We start from the raw sequence: 17566 nt of genomic DNA, 5'->3' as shown, positions 1-17566 counted from the left end.
CGGGTTCAGGCCGAGCTGACCACGGGGTACGGATCCTCACCTGGCTCGTCGAGCTCGCGCCTGAGTCCACCCGAGGGCGGTCGCGGTATGCGTGGCTCGCGGATGCCTCCGCCGCCCTCGCCCTCGCCGAAGTCGAACCAGATGTAGACCATCGAGTCCCGCGGCACCTCGGCTCCGGGCTGGGGATACTGGCGGACGACGTAGTCGACGACGGTGAGATGGAAGTCGGGCCGGTCCGGTGCGTTGAGGAGAAGGCCGTGCGACTTCGCTGCCTCGCGCGCGTCCATGGCCATCAGTCCGACGAGTTTCGGAACCCGCACCTCGGGCGTTTTGGGTGTTATGCGCACAGATGTCACCCCCAGCGGTACTGGAAGGGTAACCGCCCGGGGGTGTCGTCCGGAAGCTTCAAGTACCTTTCTGTAACAGTCGGTTACTCAAAGTGATGAATCCGGAATCGAGGCTCGCAGTTCTCTCGGGTCCCGCGCTCACAGATCGAGCCGGTAGCAGTGCGCCGTCCGCCCGGCGTCCGGGCCGGTGAACTCCTCCGCGAGCCGCATCCCGAGCCGCCGTGTCACCGCGATCGACCGCGTGTTGCCGGCGTCGACCATGGCGACCACGTCCGCCACGCCGGCCGCCCGCACCCGCTCCAGCGTCAACCGCGCGGCGGCCGTGACGTACCCCTGCCCCCAGTGCTCCCGCCCGAGCCGCCAGCCGATCTCTATCTCGCCCGTGGGACCCCACGGCCGCTCCCAGGGCTGGGCGCCGGTGAAACCGAGCACCCGCTCCCGCTCGTCGAGCAGCGTCCACAGACAGAACCCCCGCTCGGCGTCGTGCCGGCGCTGGCGGGCGGTGAGCTCCTCGTAGACGGACAGTTCGGCGGTCCGGCCGCCGTGGAACTCCATGACGTCCGGGTGGGCGAACACCCGGTGCCACGCGATCGCGTCCTCGTCGGTGGGCACACGCAGCCGTACTACGGGGAGAGCTCGGTTCACAGGGCAGCCCTTCAGCCGGGTGATCAATTCTGCTGAATAGACTGCCCATGTCCAGTGCCGGTCGGCACGCAGATTTCGAACCCTGGGGAGATCCAGCCGTGACCGTCGTGACCGAGCCCCACTCCTCCCCTTTCACCGAGAACACCGCCGATGTGATCGTCGTGGGCGCGGGGCCGGCCGGCTCCACTACGGCGTACCACCTCGCCAAGTCCGGCCTCGACGTACTCCTGTTGGAGAAGACCGAGTTCCCGCGCGAGAAGGTCTGCGGCGACGGCCTCACCCCCCGCGCCACGAAACAGCTCGTGGCCATGGGCATCGACATCTCCGAAGAGGCCGGCTGGCTGCGCAACAAGGGGCTGCGCATCATCGGCGGCGGCGTCCGCCTCCAGCTGGACTGGCCGGATCTCGCCTCCTTCCCCGACTACGGCCTCGTCCGCAAGCGCGACGACTTCGACGAGCAACTCGCCCGCCAGGCCCAGAAGGCAGGCGCCCGGCTCTACGAGCGCTGCAACGTCGGCGCCCCGATCATCGACGACCGCACCGGCCGGATCACCGGCGTCCACGCCAAGCTCGGCGAGGACAAGCGCGAGGTCACCTTCCACGCGCCCCTGGTGGTCGCCGCCGACGGCAACTCCACCCGTCTCTCCCTCGCGATGGGCCTGCACCGCCGCGAGGACCGCCCGATGGGCGTCGCCGTACGGACGTACTTCGAGAGCCCCCGCCACGACGACGACTACCTGGAGTCCTGGCTGGAGCTGTGGGACCGCCGCGGCCCCGGCGAGGACCGTCTGCTGCCCGGCTACGGCTGGATCTTCGGCATGGGCGACGGCACCTCCAACGTCGGCCTGGGCGTCCTCAACACCTCCGACTCCTTCAAGGAGCTGGACTGGCGCGAGGTCCTGAAGGCCTGGTGCGCCTCCATGCCGGAGGACTGGGGCTACACGCCGGAGAACATGACCGGCCCGATCCGCGGTGCCGCGCTCCCGATGGCCTTCAACCGCCAGCCGCACTACACCAAGGGCCTGCTGCTGGTCGGCGACGCCGGCGGTCTGGTGAACCCCTTCAACGGCGAGGGCATCGCCTACGCCATGGAGTCCGGCCAGATCGCCGCCGACGTCATCGTCCAGGCCCACGCCCGCCCGACGCCCGCGAGCCGCGAACTGGCCCTCCAGCGCTACCCGCGCGTCCTGAAGGACACCTACGGCGGCTACTACACGCTGGGCCGCGCCTTCGTGAAGCTCATCGGCAACCCGAAGGTCATGAAGATCGCGACCCAGCGCGGCCTGACCCACCCGATGCTGATGAAGTTCACGCTGAAGCTGCTCGCGAACCTCACGGACCCGACCGGCGGCGACGCGATGGACCGCATCATCAACGGCCTGAGCAAGGTGGCCCCGAAGGCCTAGCCACGGCTGTGGCCCGGGGGAGGGCTGAGCCTGTCGCCCGGACAGGGCTCAGCCTGTCGTGCCGACCGGGCTCAGCCCTGTCGTCCAGGCAGGGATCAGCCTGTCGTCCGCGCCTTCTCGACGGCTTCCACGTTGGCGGCCCGGCGCGCGAACACCTCGTCGCGCCGGTCCGCCACCTGCCGCAGCGCCTCTTTGCGCTCCCGCGTGGACAGCCGGTCCAGATAGACCTGCCCGCCGCAGTGATCGGCCTCGTGCGCGAGACAGCGGGCGAAGTACCCGGTGCCCTCGATCACGAGCGGCTCGCCGTCCTTGTCGACGCCCCGCACCACGGCCCGGTCCGGACGCGGTACGTCCATCACGGCCCCCGGCACGGACAGACAGCCCTCCGAGTCGGTCAGCAGCCGCCGGTCCGCGGCGCCGAGCGGCTCCAGCACCGGATTCACGATGTGCCCGACATGCCGGACCCCGTCGTCGTCCGGGCAGTCGTACACGAACAGCCGCGCGTCGACCCCGACCTGGTTCGCCGCCAGGCCCGCCCCGTCGGCGATGTACATCGTCAGGAACATGTCGTCGATGAGCGCGGCGAGATCCGGCCCGAACTCGGTCACGTCCCGGCACGGCTTGTGCAGCACCTCCTCGCCCACCTCGGTGATCCGCCGCACCGAGCCACGCCGGGCCTCGGGTGCGAGCGGCGGGTACGACTCCACGGGCCTGCCTTGCACGAAAACGCTGGGCATCGTCGTTCTCCCTTTCGGTCCTTCTGCCGTTGCGGGTTGTGAGGATGCTGTGGCCGGGCGAGAAACGGCCTTCCGGCCTCCGCGGACCCTCCCTACCCTCCGGGTCTCATGACAACAGAACACGCGCACGAGACCCAGGAGCAGACAGGTCACACACCGTCCGGCCACACCCGCAGACGCTTCCTGGCAGGCGCCGGCTCGGTGGCCGGCGCCGTCGCCTTATGGCCCGCCGGCCCGGCCCGGGCCGCCACCGGCAGACGCGTCGCCGTCCTGGGCGGCGGAGTCTCCGGCCTGAGCGCCGCCCACGAACTCGCCGAACGCGGCTACGCCGTCACCGTCTACGAGTACCACGACGCCCTCGGCGGCAAGGCCCGCTCGATGCCCTTCCCCGAAACGGCGGCCGGCGGCCGCGCCGACCTCCCCGCCGAGCACGGCTTCCGTTTCTTTCCCGGCTTCTACCGGAACCTGCCGGACACCATGCGCCGCATCCCCTTCCCCGGCAACGCGCACGGCGTCCACGACAACCTCGTCAGCGGCACCGAGGCCCTGTTCGCCCGCTCCGGCGGCCGCGCCGACCTGCACTTCCCGTTGCGCCGCGCCACCACCGCGCCGCGCCCCGGCGACCTCACCCTCGGCTGGATCCGCGATCAGCTGCTGTCGGTGCTGGAGCTCGGCACCCGCCTGCCCGCCCACGAGGCCCTCTACTTCGTCGACCGCGTCCTGGTCCACCTCACCAGCTGCGACGCCCGGCGCGAGCGTCAGTGGGAGAAGGTCTCGTGGTGGGACTTCATCCGTGCCGAGGAGATGAGCGAGGAGTACCGGACCGTCCTCGGCATCGGCCAGACCCGCAACCTGGTCGCCACGCGCGCGGAGGTCGCCTCCACCCGGACCGTCGGCCGCGTCATCATCGAGGCCCTGCTCCTGTGGGGGCTGCTCGGCCGTGGCATGGACGGCGACGCCGACATCGACCGGGTCCTGAACGCCCCCACCAGCGAGGCATGGATCGACCCCTGGGAGACCCACCTGCGCTCCCTCGGCGTCGAGTTCGCCCTCGGCACCCAGGTCCGCGAGGTCGGCTACGCCGGCGGCCGCGTCACCGGCGTCCGCGTCTCGGCCCGCGACGGCAGCGACGAACGCACCGTCACCGCCGACCACTACGTCTGCGCCCTCCCCGTCGAGCACGCGCGCGGCACCTGGGGCCCCGCCCTGCGCGCGGCCGATCCGCAGCTGGCGCGCTGCGACGCCCTCCAGGCGGACTGGATGACCGGCGTGATGTTCTACCTGCGCACCCCCACCCCGGTCGTGCACGGCCACATCAACTGCCTGGACTCACCCTGGTCGGTGACCGGCGTCGGCCAGGCCCAGTTCTGGGCCGGGCGGGACTTCTCCCGCGACTACGGCGACGGACGCGCCCAGGACTGCCTCTCCGCCATCATCTCGGAGTGGGACAAGCCGGGCATCCTGTACGGCAAGACGGCCAAGGAGTGCACCAAGGAGGAGGTCGTCGCCGAGCTCTGGGCCCAGTTGAAGGACGGCCTCAATGACGCCGGCAAGACGGTGCTGCGGGACGAGGACCGCCTCGGCTGGTTCATGGACCCGGCGGTGACGGGTCTGGGCGGCCCGGACCCGCAGAACCGCGAACAGCTCCTCATCCACCCCACGGGCACGCTCTACAACCGCCCCACGGCCCGCACGAGGGTCCCCAACTTCTTCCTCGCGGGCGACTACGTCCGCACCGACGTCGACCTCGCGACGATGGAGGGCGCCAACGAGTCGGCCCGCCTAGCGGTCAACGCGCTCCTGGACGCGGACAATTCGGACGCCGAGCGCTGTGAGATCCAGGAGCTGTACCGGCCCCCCGAGATGGAGCCCCTCAAGCGGATCGACGAGGTGCGCTTCAAGCTGGGCCTGCCCAACACCTTCGACCTCGGATAGACACCGGGCTCCGGACAGGACGGAGGGGCCGCTGCCCCCGAGCGGCTGCGGCCCCATCCGTACGCCTGTGCTGTACGGCTCGCGTCAGAGCACGCGCACCGCGCCCGACGCGGGGTAGCCGGACAGGTCCTGGATGACGACGCCCTTGGAGGGGTTGGCCGCGTCCAGGTACTGGCCGTTACCGATGTAGACGCCCACATGGTAGGCGGAACCCTTGCCGCCCCAGTAGAGGATGTCACCGACCTGGACCTGCGAGAGCGGAATGTCGGTGCCGGCCATCGACTGGTCCTGCGAGACCCGCGGCAGGTCGACGCCGACCTGCTTGTAGGCGGCCTGGACCAGGCTGGAGCAGTCCCACGCGTTGGGGCCGGTGGCGCCCATGACGTACGCGTCGCCCAGCTGCGCCTTGAGGAAGGCGATGACCGTGCCGACGCTGCCGCTCGCGGGAGCGGACACGTCCGCGGTGGCGCCGGCGGAGGCGGACAGGGTGGTCCGCTCGGTGCTGCGGGAGGCGGCCTCCTCGGCGGCGGCCCGGCGGGCCTCCTCGGCCTTCTTCTTCGCCTCGGCCTTCTTCTTGGCCTCGGCGAGGTCCTTCTTGGCCTCCTTGGCGGCCGCGGCGGCGGCCGCGTCACGCTGGGCGTCGAGCTCGTAGTTCGCCGCCGCCAGCTGCGTGGCGTCGGCGGACTGCGCGAGCTGGTCCGCCAGGTCACCCGTGAGGGTGGGCAGTTCGATGGTCTGCGTCACGGGCTCGGCGGCGTGCGCCGTGGCCGCTGCGCCTGCCGCTGCCATGCTGAGGACGCCACCGGCAACTCCGGCACGCATCGCGATCGTCGACGACGCGGTGCGGCGGGGCTTCCGGTGGCTGCGTATGTGAGCGGTGTGGGACATGAGAACAACGGGTATCAGGGGCTCCTCCATACCTTCAAGAAACGTGGGCTGCGCCACAGTTGTTCAATCGACGGCCCGAAATTCGCCCGCGTCACCCTTTATTGACGCCGTAACGGACATTGCGGGCGCTCATTGCTTGCCCGTGATCACGGCCTTTCATCATTAAGTCCGAATTGCTCTGCACCTACCACCTGTTGGGACCGGTGGCCAAGCCCGGTTCTCAGAGGTCTCTCATCGATGTGGCAGAGGTCACGCAACGGTTACGAGCCCGTGCGCGTCCGGTGCGCGAATCGCGACCGTCGCCGCTCGTGAATGCGTGCACGCGTCCACACCCGCCCCCGACTCTCCCCCTGACGTGTGAACGAGGTCCTCTACCAACTCATCCGGTCCAGCGCCAATTTGCATGCAAGGGAACCATCTTGATATTGAGACGCCCTCTCCGAGCTGCGCCGATGAGCGAAAATGTCACCTCTGGTGATCACTCGGACGCTTCTCGTGTGAAGATCACTGCTCATCCGTGTTCATGATCCTTCGTCAGGTGGTGGAGATCACAAAGCTTGTGCAATACCCCGTGTCGCAGATCACAGACCGGCAGGCATAAGATGCGAGGCAGTTGGGCTTGTGACCTGCTTCACATGTTCTCGATCTTCGCCGGGACGAGCGGGGCTCGTGGAACTGGTGAGGCGGATGTGAGCCCAGTGCAACCGCCAGCAGTCAGTGCCGACTGAGAGGAGCGAGGAGCGGTGAACGCGTATGCGCCCATCCTCGTACTGGGAGCCCTCGGGGCAGGCTTTGCGATCTTCTCCGTGGTCATGGCCACGCTGATCGGTCCGAAGCGGTACAACCGGGCCAAGCTCGAGGCCTACGAGTGCGGTATCGAGCCGACCCCCACGCCGGCCGGCGGCGGGCGCTTCCCGATCAAGTACTACCTGACGGCGATGCTCTTCATCATCTTCGATATCGAGATCGTCTTCCTCTACCCCTGGGCCGTCACCTTCGACTCCCTGGGGATCTTCGGGCTCGTGGAGATGCTGCTCTTCGTGCTCACCGTCTTCGTCGCGTACGCGTACGTATGGCGGCGCGGCGGCCTGGAATGGGACTGAGGGGCCTTTAGACATGGGACTCGAAGAAAAGCTGCCGAGCGGATTCCTGCTGACCACCGTCGAGCAGGCCGCGGGCTGGGTGCGCAAGTCGTCCGTCTTCCCGGCCACCTTCGGCCTCGCCTGCTGTGCCATCGAGATGATGACCACCGGCGCCGGCCGCTACGACCTGGCGCGCTTCGGCATGGAGGTCTTCCGCGGATCCCCGCGCCAGGCCGACCTGATGATCGTCGCCGGCCGGGTCAGCCAGAAGATGGCGCCGGTGCTCAGGCAGGTCTACGACCAGATGCCGAACCCGAAGTGGGTGATCTCCATGGGGGTCTGCGCCTCCTCGGGCGGCATGTTCAACAACTACGCGATCGTGCAGGGCGTCGACCACATCGTCCCGGTCGACATCTATCTGCCGGGCTGCCCGCCACGGCCCGAGATGCTGATGGACGCCATCCTCAAGCTCCACCAGAAGATCCAGACCTCCAAGCTCGGCGTGAACGCCGAGGAGGCGGCCCGTGAGGCGGAGGAAGCGGCGCTCAAGGCCCTGCCCACGATCGAGATGAAGGGGCTGCTGCGGTGAGCGACGCGAACGGCACCAACGGGGCGAACGGGTCCAACGGGGTCAACCCCGAGAAGGACCTCTCCGCCGACAACCTCCCGGGCCAGCGCGGCCAGGGCGGCGAGGAGATCCGCGTCCAGCGCGGCATGTTCGGCGCCAACAACGGCGGCGACACCTCCGGCTACGGCGGCCTCGTCCGCTCGGTCCGGCTCCCGGGCCCGGCGAGCCGCCCCTACGGAGGCTGGTTCGACGAAGTCGCCGACGAACTCGAGGGCGCGCTGGAGGAACAGGGCCTCGTGCCCGCCAACGCCATCGAGAAGACGGTCGTCGACCGGGACGAGATCACGTTCCACGTCGAACGCGAGCACCTGGTCCGCGTCGCCCGCACGCTGCGCGACGACCCCGCCCTGCGCTTCGAACTGTGCACCGGGGTCAGCGGCGTCCACTACCCGAGCGACAAGGGCCGGGAACTGCACGCCGTCTACCACCTGCGCTCGATCACCCACAACCGGCTGATCCGCCTCGAAGTCAGCGCTCCCGACAGCGACCCGCACGTCCCGTCGCTGGTCTCCGTCTATCCGACCAACGACTGGCACGAGCGCGAGACCTACGACTTCTTCGGCATCGTCTTCGACGGTCACCCCGCCCTGACGCGGATCATGATGCCGGACGACTGGCAGGGCCACCCGCAGCGCAAGGACTACCCCCTCGGCGGCATCCCCGTCGAGTACAAGGGCGCCCAGATCCCGGCTCCGGACCAGCGGAGGTCGTACTCGTGAGCACGCAGTCAGCATCCGCCCGCGAAACCACCGAGGGCACCGTATATACGGTCACCGGTGGCGACTGGGACGAGGTCGTCGAGGCCGCGGCCCGTGCCGACGACGAGCGCATCGTCCTCAACATGGGCCCCCAGCACCCCTCCACGCACGGAGTGCTCCGCCTCATCCTGGAGATCGACGGCGAGACCGTCACCGAGGCCCGCTGCGGCATCGGCTACCTCCACACCGGCATCGAGAAGAACCTCGAGTACCGGACCTGGACGCAGGGCACCACGTTCGTGACGCGCATGGACTACCTGACGTCCTTCTTCAACGAGACCGCCTACTGTCTCGCCGTCGAGAAGCTCCTCGGCATCGAGGACCAGATCACCGAGCGCGCCAAGATCATCCGGGTGCTCCTGATGGAGCTGAACCGGCTCTCCTCCCACCTGGTGTGCATCGCCACCGGCGGCATGGAGCTCGGCGCCACCACGATCATGATCTACGGATTCCGTGATCGTGAAATGATTCTCGACATCTACGAGCTCATCACGGGCCTCCGGATGAACCACGCGTACATCCGCCCCGGCGGTCTCGCCCAGGACCTGCCGCCCGGCGCGGTGGACCAGATCCGCGAGTTCGTGAAGAAGATGAAGAAGAACCTCCCGGAGTACGACAAGCTCGCCACCGGGAACCCCATCTTCAAGGCCCGCATGCAGGACATCGGCTATCTCGACCTGGCCGGCTGCATGGCCCTCGGCGCGACGGGGCCGATCCTGCGCTCCACCGGTCTCCCGCACGACCTGCGCAAGTCGCAGCCGTACTGCGACTACGAGACCTACGACTTCGAGATCCCGACCGCCGACACCTGCGACTCCTACGGGCGCTTCCTGATCCGCCTGGAGGAGATGCGCCAGTCGCTCGGGATCGTCGAGCAGTGTCTGGACCGGCTGCAGCCCGGCCCGGTCATGGTCGCCGACAAGAAGATCGCCTGGCCCGCCCAGCTCGCTCTGGGACCCGACGGGCTCGGCAACTCCCTCGACCACATCAAGAAGATCATGGGCACCTCCATGGAGGCCCTGATCCACCACTTCAAGCTGGTCACCGAGGGCTTCCGCGTCCCGGCGGGACAGGCGTACGCCGCGGTCGAGTCGCCCAAGGGCGAGCTCGGTGTGCACGCCGTGTCCGACGGCGGCACCCGCCCCTTCCGGGTCCACTTCCGCGACCCGTCCTTCACCAACCTTCAGGCCATGGCGGCGATGTGCGAGGGCGGCCAGGTCGCCGACGTCATCGTCGCCGTCGCGTCCATCGACCCCGTGATGGGAGGCGTCGACCGGTGACCACCTCTTCTTCCGAGCGGGGCGTCAGCCTGGGCATGCCCGCACTGCCCGCGCCCGGCTACCCGGACGACGTCCGGGCCCGGCTGGAGACCGACGCGCGCGAGATCATCGCCCGCTACCCGGACTCCCGTTCCGCCCTCCTGCCGTTGCTGCACCTCGTGCAGTCGGAGGAGGGACATGTCACGCGCACCGGCATGCAGTTCTGCGCGGACGTACTGGAGCTGACCACGGCCGAGGTCACCGCGGTCGCCACCTTCTACACCATGTACCGGCGCAAGCCGAGCGGTGACTACCAGGTCGGCGTCTGCACCAACACGCTGTGCGCGGTCATGGGCGGCGACGCGATCTTCGAGGAGCTCCAGGAGCACCTGGGCGTCGGCAACGGCGAGACCACCGGCGACGGCAAGGTCACCCTGGAGCACATCGAGTGCAACGCCGCCTGCGACTTCGCGCCCGTCGTGATGGTCAACTGGGAGTTCTTCGACAACCAGACCCCCGCGAGCGCCAAGCGTCTCGTCGACGACCTGCGCGAGGGGCGGCCCGTGGAGCCGACGCGCGGGGCGCGGCTGTGCACGTTCAAGGAGACCGCGCGGATCCTGGCCGGCTTCCCCGACGAGCGGCCCGGGGCCGTCGAGGAGAGCGGCAGTGCGGGAGCGGCCTCGCTGGTGGGCCTCCGCCTGGCCAAGGGGGAAACCGGACCCGCGCGCGTGGTCCATCCACGCGACGGCGGCCCGCACGACGAGCCGCAGGACAGGGCCCCGCACGAGCCCTCGCCGACCGAGCACCTCAGTTCGCACGACGCGCCGCATGAGACGTCGGCATCCGACCCCGCCCACCCGGCAGGGCCTGTCGCCGAGGAGGGGGAGTGATGACGTTGGCACCAGAGCTGAAGGAAAACAGCCCCGAGAAGCTGCTCGCACCCGTGCTGTCGGCCTTCTGGGACGAGGACCGGTCCTGGTCGCTGGACGTCTACCGAAGGCACGAGGGGTACGAGGGGCTCCGCAAGGCGCTCGCCATGTCGCCGGACGACCTGATCGCGTACGTCAAGGACTCCGGTCTGCGCGGGCGCGGCGGCGCGGGATTCCCGACGGGAATGAAGTGGCAGTTCATTCCGCAAGGGGATGGAAAACCGCACTATCTAGTTGTCAACGCCGACGAATCGGAGCCCGGAACCTGCAAGGACATTCCGCTCCTCTTCGCGAACCCGCACAGCCTCATCGAGGGCATCGTCATCGCGTGTTACGCCATCAGGTCTTCGCATGCCTTCATCTATCTGCGTGGTGAAGTCGTCCCCGTTCTGCGGCGGTTGCACGAGGCCGTGCGCGAGGCCTACGCGGCCGGCTTCCTCGGCGAGAACATCCTCGGCAGTGGCCTGAATCTCGAACTCACCGTGCACGCCGGCGCCGGCGCGTACATCTGCGGTGAGGAGACCGCACTGCTCGACTCGCTCGAAGGCCGCCGTGGACAACCGCGGCTGCGTCCCCCCTTCCCCGCGGTGGCAGGTCTCTACGCCTGCCCGACTGTTGTGAACAACGTCGAGTCGATCGCGTCAGTTCCCGCGATCCTGCACCGCGGCAAGGAATGGTTCCGCTCGATGGGCAGCGAGAAGTCCCCCGGCTTCACGCTCTACTCCCTCAGCGGCCACGTCGCCAGCCCCGGCCAGTACGAGGCCCCCCTCGGCATCACCCTGCGCCAGCTGCTGGAGATGAGCGGCGGCATGCGCCCCGGCCATCGCCTGAAGTTCTGGACGCCGGGCGGATCCTCGACGCCGATGTTCACCGACGAGCACCTCGACGTCCCGCTCGACTACGAGGGCGTGGGCGCCGCCGGTTCCATGCTCGGCACCAAGGCGCTCCAGTGCTTCGACGAGACGACCTGCGTGGTGCGCGCCGTCACCCGCTGGACCGAGTTCTACGCCCACGAGTCCTGCGGCAAGTGCACGCCCTGCCGCGAAGGCACGTACTGGCTCGTGCAGTTGCTGCGTGACATCGAGGCCGGCAAGGGCGTGATGAGCGACCTCGACAAGCTGAACGACATCGCCGACAACATCAACGGCAAGTCGTTCTGCGCCCTCGGCGACGGCGCCGCCTCGCCGATCTTCTCCTCGCTGAAGTACTTCCGCGAGGAGTACGAGCAGCACATCACGGGCCGTGGCTGCCCCTTCGACCCGGCCAAGTCGACGCTCTGGGCCGACCACCGCACGGAGGTGAACGCATGACTGTGACCACCAGCGCTCCCTCCGGAGGGGGAGAGGCGGCGGTCCCGCCGGAAGATCTCGTGACGCTGACGATCGACGGCGTCGAGATCAGTGTGCCGAAGGGCACTCTGGTCATCCGGGCCGCCGAACAGCTCGGCATCGAGATCCCCCGCTTCTGCGACCACCCCCTCCTCGACCCGGCCGGCGCCTGCCGGCAGTGCATCGTCGAGGTCGAGGGCCAGCGCAAGCCGATGGCGTCCTGCACGATCACGTGCACCGACGGCATGGTCGTCAAGACGCACCTCACCTCGCCCGTCGCCGAGAAGGCCCAGCACGGTGTGATGGAGCTGCTGCTCATCAACCACCCGCTGGACTGCCCGGTCTGCGACAAGGGCGGCGAGTGCCCGCTGCAGAACCAGGCCATGTCGCACGGCCAGGCCGAGTCCCGCTTCGAGGGACGCAAGCGCACGTACGAGAAGCCCGTCCCGATCTCCACGCAGGTGCTGCTCGACCGCGAGCGCTGCGTGCTGTGCGCCCGCTGCACCCGGTTCTCCAACCAGATCGCGGGCGACCCGATGATCGAGCTCCTGGAGCGGGGCGCGCTCCAGCAGGTCGGCACCGGTGAGGGCGACCCGTTCGAGTCGTACTTCTCCGGCAACACCATCCAGATCTGCCCGGTCGGCGCCCTCACCTCGGCGGCGTACCGGTTCCGCTCCCGCCCCTTCGACCTGGTCTCCTCGCCGTCGGTGTGCGAGCACTGCTCCGGCGGCTGCGCCACGCGCACCGACCACCGGCGCGGCAAGGTCATGCGACGCCTCGCGGCCAACGACCCCGAGGTCAACGAGGAGTGGATCTGCGACAAGGGCCGGTTCGGCTTCCGCTACGCCCAGCAGCGCGACCGGCTCCAGACACCGCTCGTGCGCAACGCCGAGGGCGAACTGGAACCGGCCTCCTGGCCGGAGGCGCTGCAGATCGCCGCGCAGGGCCTGCTCGCCTCCCGCGGCCGCACCGGTGTGCTGACCGGCGGCCGGCTCACCGTCGAGGACGCCTACGCGTACAGCAAGTTCGCGCGCGTGGCGCTCGACACCAACGACATCGACTTCCGCGCGCGTGTGCACAGCGGCGAGGAAGCCGACTTCCTCGCCGCGCGGGTCGCCGGCCACGGCCGTGACCTGGACGGAAGGGGTGCCACGTACGCCTCCCTGGAGAAGGCGCCGGCCGTCCTGCTGGCCGGGTTCGAGGCCGAGGAGGAGGCGCCCGGGATCTTCCTGCGGCTGCGCAAGGCCTGGCGGGGGCACGGCCAGAAGGTCTTCTCGCTCGCCACGCACGCGACGCGCGGCCTGGAGAAGGCGGGCGGCACCCTGCTGCCGGCCGCTCCCGGTACCGAGACCGAGTGGCTGGACGCGCTCGCGAGCGGCGTCGGCCTGGACGGGGCGGGTGCGCTGGCGTCCGAGGCGCTGCGCACCGAGGGCTCGGTGATCGTCGTCGGTGAGCGGCTCGCCGCCGTCGCCGGCGGGCTCACCGCGGCCGTACGGGCCGCGACTGCGACCGGCGCCGAACTGGTGTGGATCCCGCGCCGGGCCGGAGAGCGCGGTGCCGTCGAGGCGGGCGCGCTTCCGTCGCTGCTGCCGGGCGGACGTCCCGCGACCGACCCACGCGCGCGTGAACAGGTCGCCGCCGTCTGGGGACTGGCCGATCTCCCGCTGCGCTACGGCCGCGACACCGGCCAGATCGTCGAGGCCGCCGCGACCGGCGAACTCCAGGCCCTGCTGGTCGCGGGCGTCGAGGTCGCCGACCTGCCCGACCCGGCACGCGCGCGTGAGGCGCTCGGCGAGGTCGGCTTCGTGGTGTCGCTGGAACTGCGGCCCGGCGAGGTGACCGAGCTCGCCGACGTCGTGCTGCCGGTCGCCGCGGTCGCCGAGAAGGCCGGCACCTTCCTCAACTGGGAAGGCCGGGTACGCTTCTTCGAGGCCGCGCTCAAGCCCGACCAGATGACCCGCCGCCTCGCCCCGGCCGACGCGCGGGTCCTGCAGATGCTCGCCGACGCCATGGACGTACACCTGGGCCTGCCCGATCTGCGCACCACGCGCGCGGAGATCGACCGGCTCGGCGCCTGGGACGGGCCGCGGGCCACCGCACCCCTTCAGACCGGGGCCCAGCTGCCGCGGCCGGCCGCCGGTGAGGCGGTCCTCGCCGGGCACCGGCTGCTGCTGGACCAAGGCCGCCTCCAGGAGGGCGACGAGGCGCTCGCCGGAACCCGGCACGCCGCCCACGCGCGCGTGTCGGCCGCCACCGCCGCCGAGGCCGGGGTGAAGGACGGCGACGTCCTCGCCGTGACCGGCCCCGCCGGATCCGTGGAACTGCCGCTGCAGATCACCGAGATGCCCGACCGGGTGGTGTGGCTCCCGCTGAACTCCGTGGGCGCCGGCGTCGCCTCCGACTCCGGGGCGCTGCCCGGCTCACTCGTCCGCATCGGCCCGGCGACCCTCACGTCCGAGGGCCCCGAGGAGGTGGAGGCATGAGCCCTTTCCTCGCCGCTGAAGACCTCTCGATGTTCGGCCGCGACCCCTGGTGGCTGGTCGTCATCAAGGCGGTGTTCTGCTTCGCCTTCCTGATGGTGACCGTGCTGTTCTCCATCGTCTGGGAGCGCAAGGTCGTCGCCTGGATGCAGCTGCGCATCGGGCCCAACCGGCACGGCCCCTGGGGCATGCTCCAGTCGCTCGCCGACGGCATCAAGCTGATGCTCAAGGAAGACGTCATCGTCAAACGCGCGGACAAGGTCGTCTACGTCCTCGCACCGATCGTCGCGGCCATCCCGGCCTTCATGGCGATCGCGGTGATCCCCTTCGGCCCGGCCGGCAACGAGATCTCGATCTTCGGTCAGCGCACCACGATGCAGCTCACCGACCTGCCGATCGCGATGCTCTACATCCTCGCGGTCGCCTCGGTCGGCATCTACGGCATCGTGCTGGCGGGCTGGAGTTCCGGATCCACCTACCCGCTCCTCGGCGGCCTGCGCTCCTGCGCCCAGATGATCTCCTACGAGATCGCGATGGGCGCCGCCTTCGCCTCGGTGTTCCTCTACTCCGGTTCGATGTCGACCTCGGCGATCGTCGAGGCACAGCAGGACCGCTGGTACATCGTGCTGCTGCCGGTGTCCTTCCTGATCTACATCGTGACGATGGTCGGCGAGACCAACCGCGCCCCCTTCGACATGCCGGAGTCCGAGGGCGACCTGGTCGGCGGTTTCAACACCGAGTACTCGTCGATCAAGTTCGCGATGTTCATGCTCGCCGAGTACGTGAACATGGTGACGGTCTCGGCGGTGTCGGTGACGCTCTTCCTGGGCGGCTGGCGGGCCCCGTACCCGGTCAGCACCTTCTGGGAGGGCGCCAACCACGGCTGGTGGCCGCTCCTCTGGTTCGTGATCAAGGTCCAGCTGCTGCTGTTCTTCTTCATCTGGCTGCGCGGCACGCTCCCGCGCGTGCGCTACGACCAGCTGATGAAGCTCGGCTGGAAGGTCCTCATCCCGGTCTCCGTCGTCTGGCTGATGCTCGTCGCGACCGTGCGGACCCTGCGCAACGAGAACTACGACTTCGCCGACATCGCCCTCTACGTCGGCGGCGGCGTCCTCGCGCTGCTCCTGCTCTCCTTCCTCGCCGACATGTTCCGCGAGAAGGCCAAGGGAGCCGAGGCGGCCGTCGAGGAACCGGCCTCGTTCGACGCGATGGCGGGCGGATTCCCCGTACCGCCGCTGCCGGGGCAGGAGTTGCCGCCGGTGCCGCGCCGCCCCTCGCGCCGCGAGCGGGAGCTGATTGTCAGTGGTGGGCCCGATACTCAGAGTGACGGATCTCTGGATGGAAAGGAGGCGTCCGATGGCTGAGGAGCCCAAGGAGACCAAGCCCGGTTTCATGAACCCCGTCGCAGGCTTCGGCGTGACCTTCAAGGCCATGTTCAAGAAGCGGCTGACCGAGCAGTACCCGGAGCAGCAGAAGACCACCGCTCCCCGCTTCCACGGACGGCACCAGCTCAACCGCCATCCGGACGGCCTGGAGAAGTGCGTCGGCTGCGAGCTGTGCGCCTGGGCCTGCCCCGCCGACGCCATCTATGTGGAGGGCGCCGACAACACCGAAGAGGAGCGCTACTCGCCCGGCGAGCGGTACGGGCGCGTCTACCAGATCAACTACGCCCGCTGCATCCTGTGCGGCCTGTGCATCGAGGCGTGTCCCACGCGCGCGCTCACGATGACCAACGAGTTCGAGCTCGCGGACTCCAGCCGCGCCAACCTCATCTACACCAAGGAGCAGCTGCTCGCCGGTCTCGAGGACGGCATGGTCGACACGCCCCACGCCATCTTCCCGGGGACCGACGAGCAGGACTACTACCGGGGTCTGGTGACGGAGGCGGCGCCCGGCACGGAGCAGCAGGTCGCCCACTCCAAGGGTGAGGTCGTGCAGGAGGCCGACTCGACCTTCGGCGGGACCGAGCCGGCGTCCGAGAAGGTGATCGGCCGATGACCGCGCAACTCGCGGCCTACTCCACCTCCACCGGAGAGGCCTTCCAGTTCTGGATCCTCGGCACCGTCGCCGTCATCGGCGCTCTGTGCACCGTGTTCATGAAGAAGGCCGTGCACAGCGCCCTGTGCCTGGCCGGGACCATGATCGTCCTCGCCGTGTTCTATCTCGCCAACGGTGCCTACTTCCTGGGCATCGTGCAGATCGTCGTGTACACCGGCGCGATCATGATGCTGTTCCTGTTCGTGGTGATGCTGGTCGGCGTGACGGCGGCGGACTCCCTGAAGGAGACCATCAAGGGCCAGCGCTGGCTGGCCCTTCTCTGCGGGCTCGGCTTCGGCATCCTGCTCTTCGCGGGCATCGGGAACGCCTCCATCACGGAGTTCAACGGCCTCGCCCAGGCGAACGCGAACGGCAACGTGGAGGGCCTCGCCGCCCTCATCTTCACCAAGTACGTCTTCGCCTTCGAGATCACCGGCGCCCTGCTCATCACGGCCGCGATCGGCGCCATGGTGCTCACGCACCGCGAGCGCACCGAGCGCGCCAAGACCCAGCGCGAGCTGTCCGAGGAGCGCATCCGCGAAGGCAAGCACATCCCGCCGCTGCCGGCCCCCGGCGTCTACGCCCGGCACAACGCGGTGGACATCGCGGGCCTGCTGCCCGACGGCACCCCCTCCGACCTCACGGTCAGCAAGACGCTGCGCGAGCGCGGCCAGATCCGCGACGTGTCCACCGAGGCGCTCAACGACCTGCGGGCGCTGGAGCAGCGGGCCGAGGAGCGGCTGGAGCGCACCGCCATCGAGCCGTCGACCTTCAAGCGGCCGGAGGAGGCGTCGAAGTGAACCCGGTCAACTACATCTATCTCGCTGCCCTGTTGTTCACGATCGGCGCCACCGGCGTGCTGATCAGGCGCAACGCGATCGTCGTGTTCATGTGCATCGAGCTCATGCTCAACGCCTGCAACCTGACGCTCGTCGCCTTCTCCCGGATGCACGGCAACCTCGACGGCCAGATCATCGCCTTCTTCACGATGGTCGTCGCCGCCGCGGAGGTCGTCGTCGGGCTGGCGATCATCGTGTCGCTGTTCCGTTCCCGCCACTCGGCCTCGGTCGACGACGCCAGCCTGATGAAGCTCTGAGGGGTCGGAAG

At 69.3% G+C, this 17566-nt stretch carries 17 protein-coding genes; 13 read left to right on the top strand and 4 right to left on the bottom strand.

What is annotated here, in order from left to right; genetic code table 11:
* Positions 1 to 5 precede the first annotated feature (5 nt).
* Positions 6 to 320 (bottom strand): PASTA domain-containing protein, encoded by a 315-nt coding sequence (locus ACGFW6_RS22465; RefSeq protein ID WP_393512487.1) that lies wholly within the window; start codon positions 318 to 320, stop codon positions 6 to 8.
* A gap of 165 nt (positions 321 to 485) precedes the next feature.
* Positions 486 to 1019 carry a GNAT family N-acetyltransferase gene (locus tag ACGFW6_RS22460; protein ID WP_393512484.1) on the bottom strand — a complete coding sequence of 178 codons (534 nt, stop codon included), beginning with the start codon at positions 1017 to 1019 and terminating at the stop codon, positions 486 to 488.
* Between the two features lie 80 nt (positions 1020 to 1099).
* On the opposite strand from ACGFW6_RS22460, the gene ACGFW6_RS22455 reads away from it, so the two are divergent.
* The gene (locus ACGFW6_RS22455) at positions 1100 to 2398 is read left to right on the top strand and encodes a geranylgeranyl reductase family protein (RefSeq protein ID WP_393512803.1); all 1299 of its coding nucleotides are present in this window, start codon (positions 1100 to 1102) and stop codon (positions 2396 to 2398) included.
* Positions 2399 to 2493: 95 nt separating this feature from the next.
* Here ACGFW6_RS22455 and def read toward each other — a convergent pair whose 3' ends face one another.
* Positions 2494 to 3135 (bottom strand): peptide deformylase, encoded by a 642-nt coding sequence (gene def / locus ACGFW6_RS22450; protein ID WP_393512481.1) that lies wholly within the window; start codon positions 3133 to 3135, stop codon positions 2494 to 2496.
* 108 nt (positions 3136 to 3243) lie between these two features.
* Here def and ACGFW6_RS22445 point away from each other — a divergent pair, with 108 nt between their 5' ends.
* The gene (locus ACGFW6_RS22445) at positions 3244 to 5070 is read left to right on the top strand and encodes an FAD-dependent oxidoreductase (RefSeq protein ID WP_393512478.1); all 1827 of its coding nucleotides are present in this window, start codon (positions 3244 to 3246) and stop codon (positions 5068 to 5070) included.
* An 84-nt stretch (positions 5071 to 5154) separates the two neighbouring features.
* On the opposite strand, the gene ACGFW6_RS22440 is transcribed toward ACGFW6_RS22445, so the two are convergent.
* Positions 5155 to 5988 carry a C40 family peptidase gene (locus tag ACGFW6_RS22440; protein WP_393512475.1) on the bottom strand — a complete coding sequence of 278 codons (834 nt, stop codon included), beginning with the start codon at positions 5986 to 5988 and terminating at the stop codon, positions 5155 to 5157.
* A 713-nt stretch (positions 5989 to 6701) separates the two neighbouring features.
* On the opposite strand from ACGFW6_RS22440, the gene ACGFW6_RS22435 reads away from it, so the two are divergent.
* From ACGFW6_RS22435 to nuoK, 11 genes are read left to right on the top strand one after another with little or no spacing between them, the layout of a single operon-like run.
* Positions 6702 to 7061 (top strand): NADH-quinone oxidoreductase subunit A, encoded by a 360-nt coding sequence (locus ACGFW6_RS22435; protein ID WP_030950624.1) that lies wholly within the window; start codon positions 6702 to 6704, stop codon positions 7059 to 7061.
* A gap of 13 nt (positions 7062 to 7074) precedes the next feature.
* A complete protein-coding gene (locus tag ACGFW6_RS22430; RefSeq protein WP_010041554.1) occupies positions 7075 to 7629 on the top strand; it encodes an NADH-quinone oxidoreductase subunit B family protein in 555 nt (184 codons plus the stop codon).
* The gene (locus ACGFW6_RS22425) at positions 7626 to 8387 is read left to right on the top strand and encodes an NADH-quinone oxidoreductase subunit C (RefSeq protein ID WP_393512472.1); all 762 of its coding nucleotides are present in this window, start codon (positions 7626 to 7628) and stop codon (positions 8385 to 8387) included. The genes ACGFW6_RS22430 and ACGFW6_RS22425 overlap by 4 nt, the downstream gene beginning before the upstream one ends.
* Positions 8384 to 9706: an NADH-quinone oxidoreductase subunit D gene (locus ACGFW6_RS22420; protein WP_107904246.1), complete on the top strand. Its 1323-nt coding sequence runs from the start codon at positions 8384 to 8386 to the stop codon at positions 9704 to 9706. The genes ACGFW6_RS22425 and ACGFW6_RS22420 overlap by 4 nt, the downstream gene beginning before the upstream one ends.
* Positions 9703 to 10575, top strand: coding sequence for an NADH-quinone oxidoreductase subunit NuoE (gene nuoE / locus ACGFW6_RS22415; protein ID WP_393512468.1), 873 nt, complete (start codon positions 9703 to 9705; stop codon positions 10573 to 10575). Before ACGFW6_RS22420 ends, nuoE begins: the two co-directional genes overlap by 4 nt.
* Positions 10575 to 11924: an NADH-quinone oxidoreductase subunit NuoF gene (gene nuoF / locus ACGFW6_RS22410; RefSeq protein WP_393512465.1), complete on the top strand. Its 1350-nt coding sequence runs from the start codon at positions 10575 to 10577 to the stop codon at positions 11922 to 11924. Before nuoE ends, nuoF begins: the two co-directional genes overlap by 1 nt.
* Entirely contained in the window at positions 11921 to 14425 is a 2505-nt protein-coding gene (locus ACGFW6_RS22405) for an NADH-quinone oxidoreductase subunit G (RefSeq protein WP_393512462.1), read from the top strand. The genes nuoF and ACGFW6_RS22405 overlap by 4 nt, the downstream gene beginning before the upstream one ends.
* A complete protein-coding gene (gene nuoH / locus ACGFW6_RS22400) occupies positions 14422 to 15786 on the top strand; it encodes an NADH-quinone oxidoreductase subunit NuoH (RefSeq protein ID WP_393512459.1) in 1365 nt (454 codons plus the stop codon). The genes ACGFW6_RS22405 and nuoH overlap by 4 nt, the downstream gene beginning before the upstream one ends.
* Entirely contained in the window at positions 15779 to 16420 is a 642-nt protein-coding gene (gene nuoI, locus ACGFW6_RS22395) for an NADH-quinone oxidoreductase subunit NuoI (RefSeq protein WP_393512456.1), read from the top strand. The genes nuoH and nuoI overlap by 8 nt, the downstream gene beginning before the upstream one ends.
* Positions 16417 to 17259, top strand: coding sequence for an NADH-quinone oxidoreductase subunit J (locus ACGFW6_RS22390; protein WP_393512453.1), 843 nt, complete (start codon positions 16417 to 16419; stop codon positions 17257 to 17259). Before nuoI ends, ACGFW6_RS22390 begins: the two co-directional genes overlap by 4 nt.
* Positions 17256 to 17555: an NADH-quinone oxidoreductase subunit NuoK gene (gene nuoK / locus ACGFW6_RS22385; protein ID WP_107904232.1), complete on the top strand. Its 300-nt coding sequence runs from the start codon at positions 17256 to 17258 to the stop codon at positions 17553 to 17555. Before ACGFW6_RS22390 ends, nuoK begins: the two co-directional genes overlap by 4 nt.
* The last annotated feature ends 11 nt before the right edge of the window (positions 17556 to 17566 follow it).

Source organism: Streptomyces sp. Y7 (genome assembly GCF_043195415.1).
Classification (GTDB): domain Bacteria; phylum Actinomycetota; class Actinomycetes; order Streptomycetales; family Streptomycetaceae; genus Streptomyces.
The sequence above is the reverse complement of the archived record's forward strand: the minus strand, read 5'-3'. Positions and strand labels throughout refer to the sequence as shown.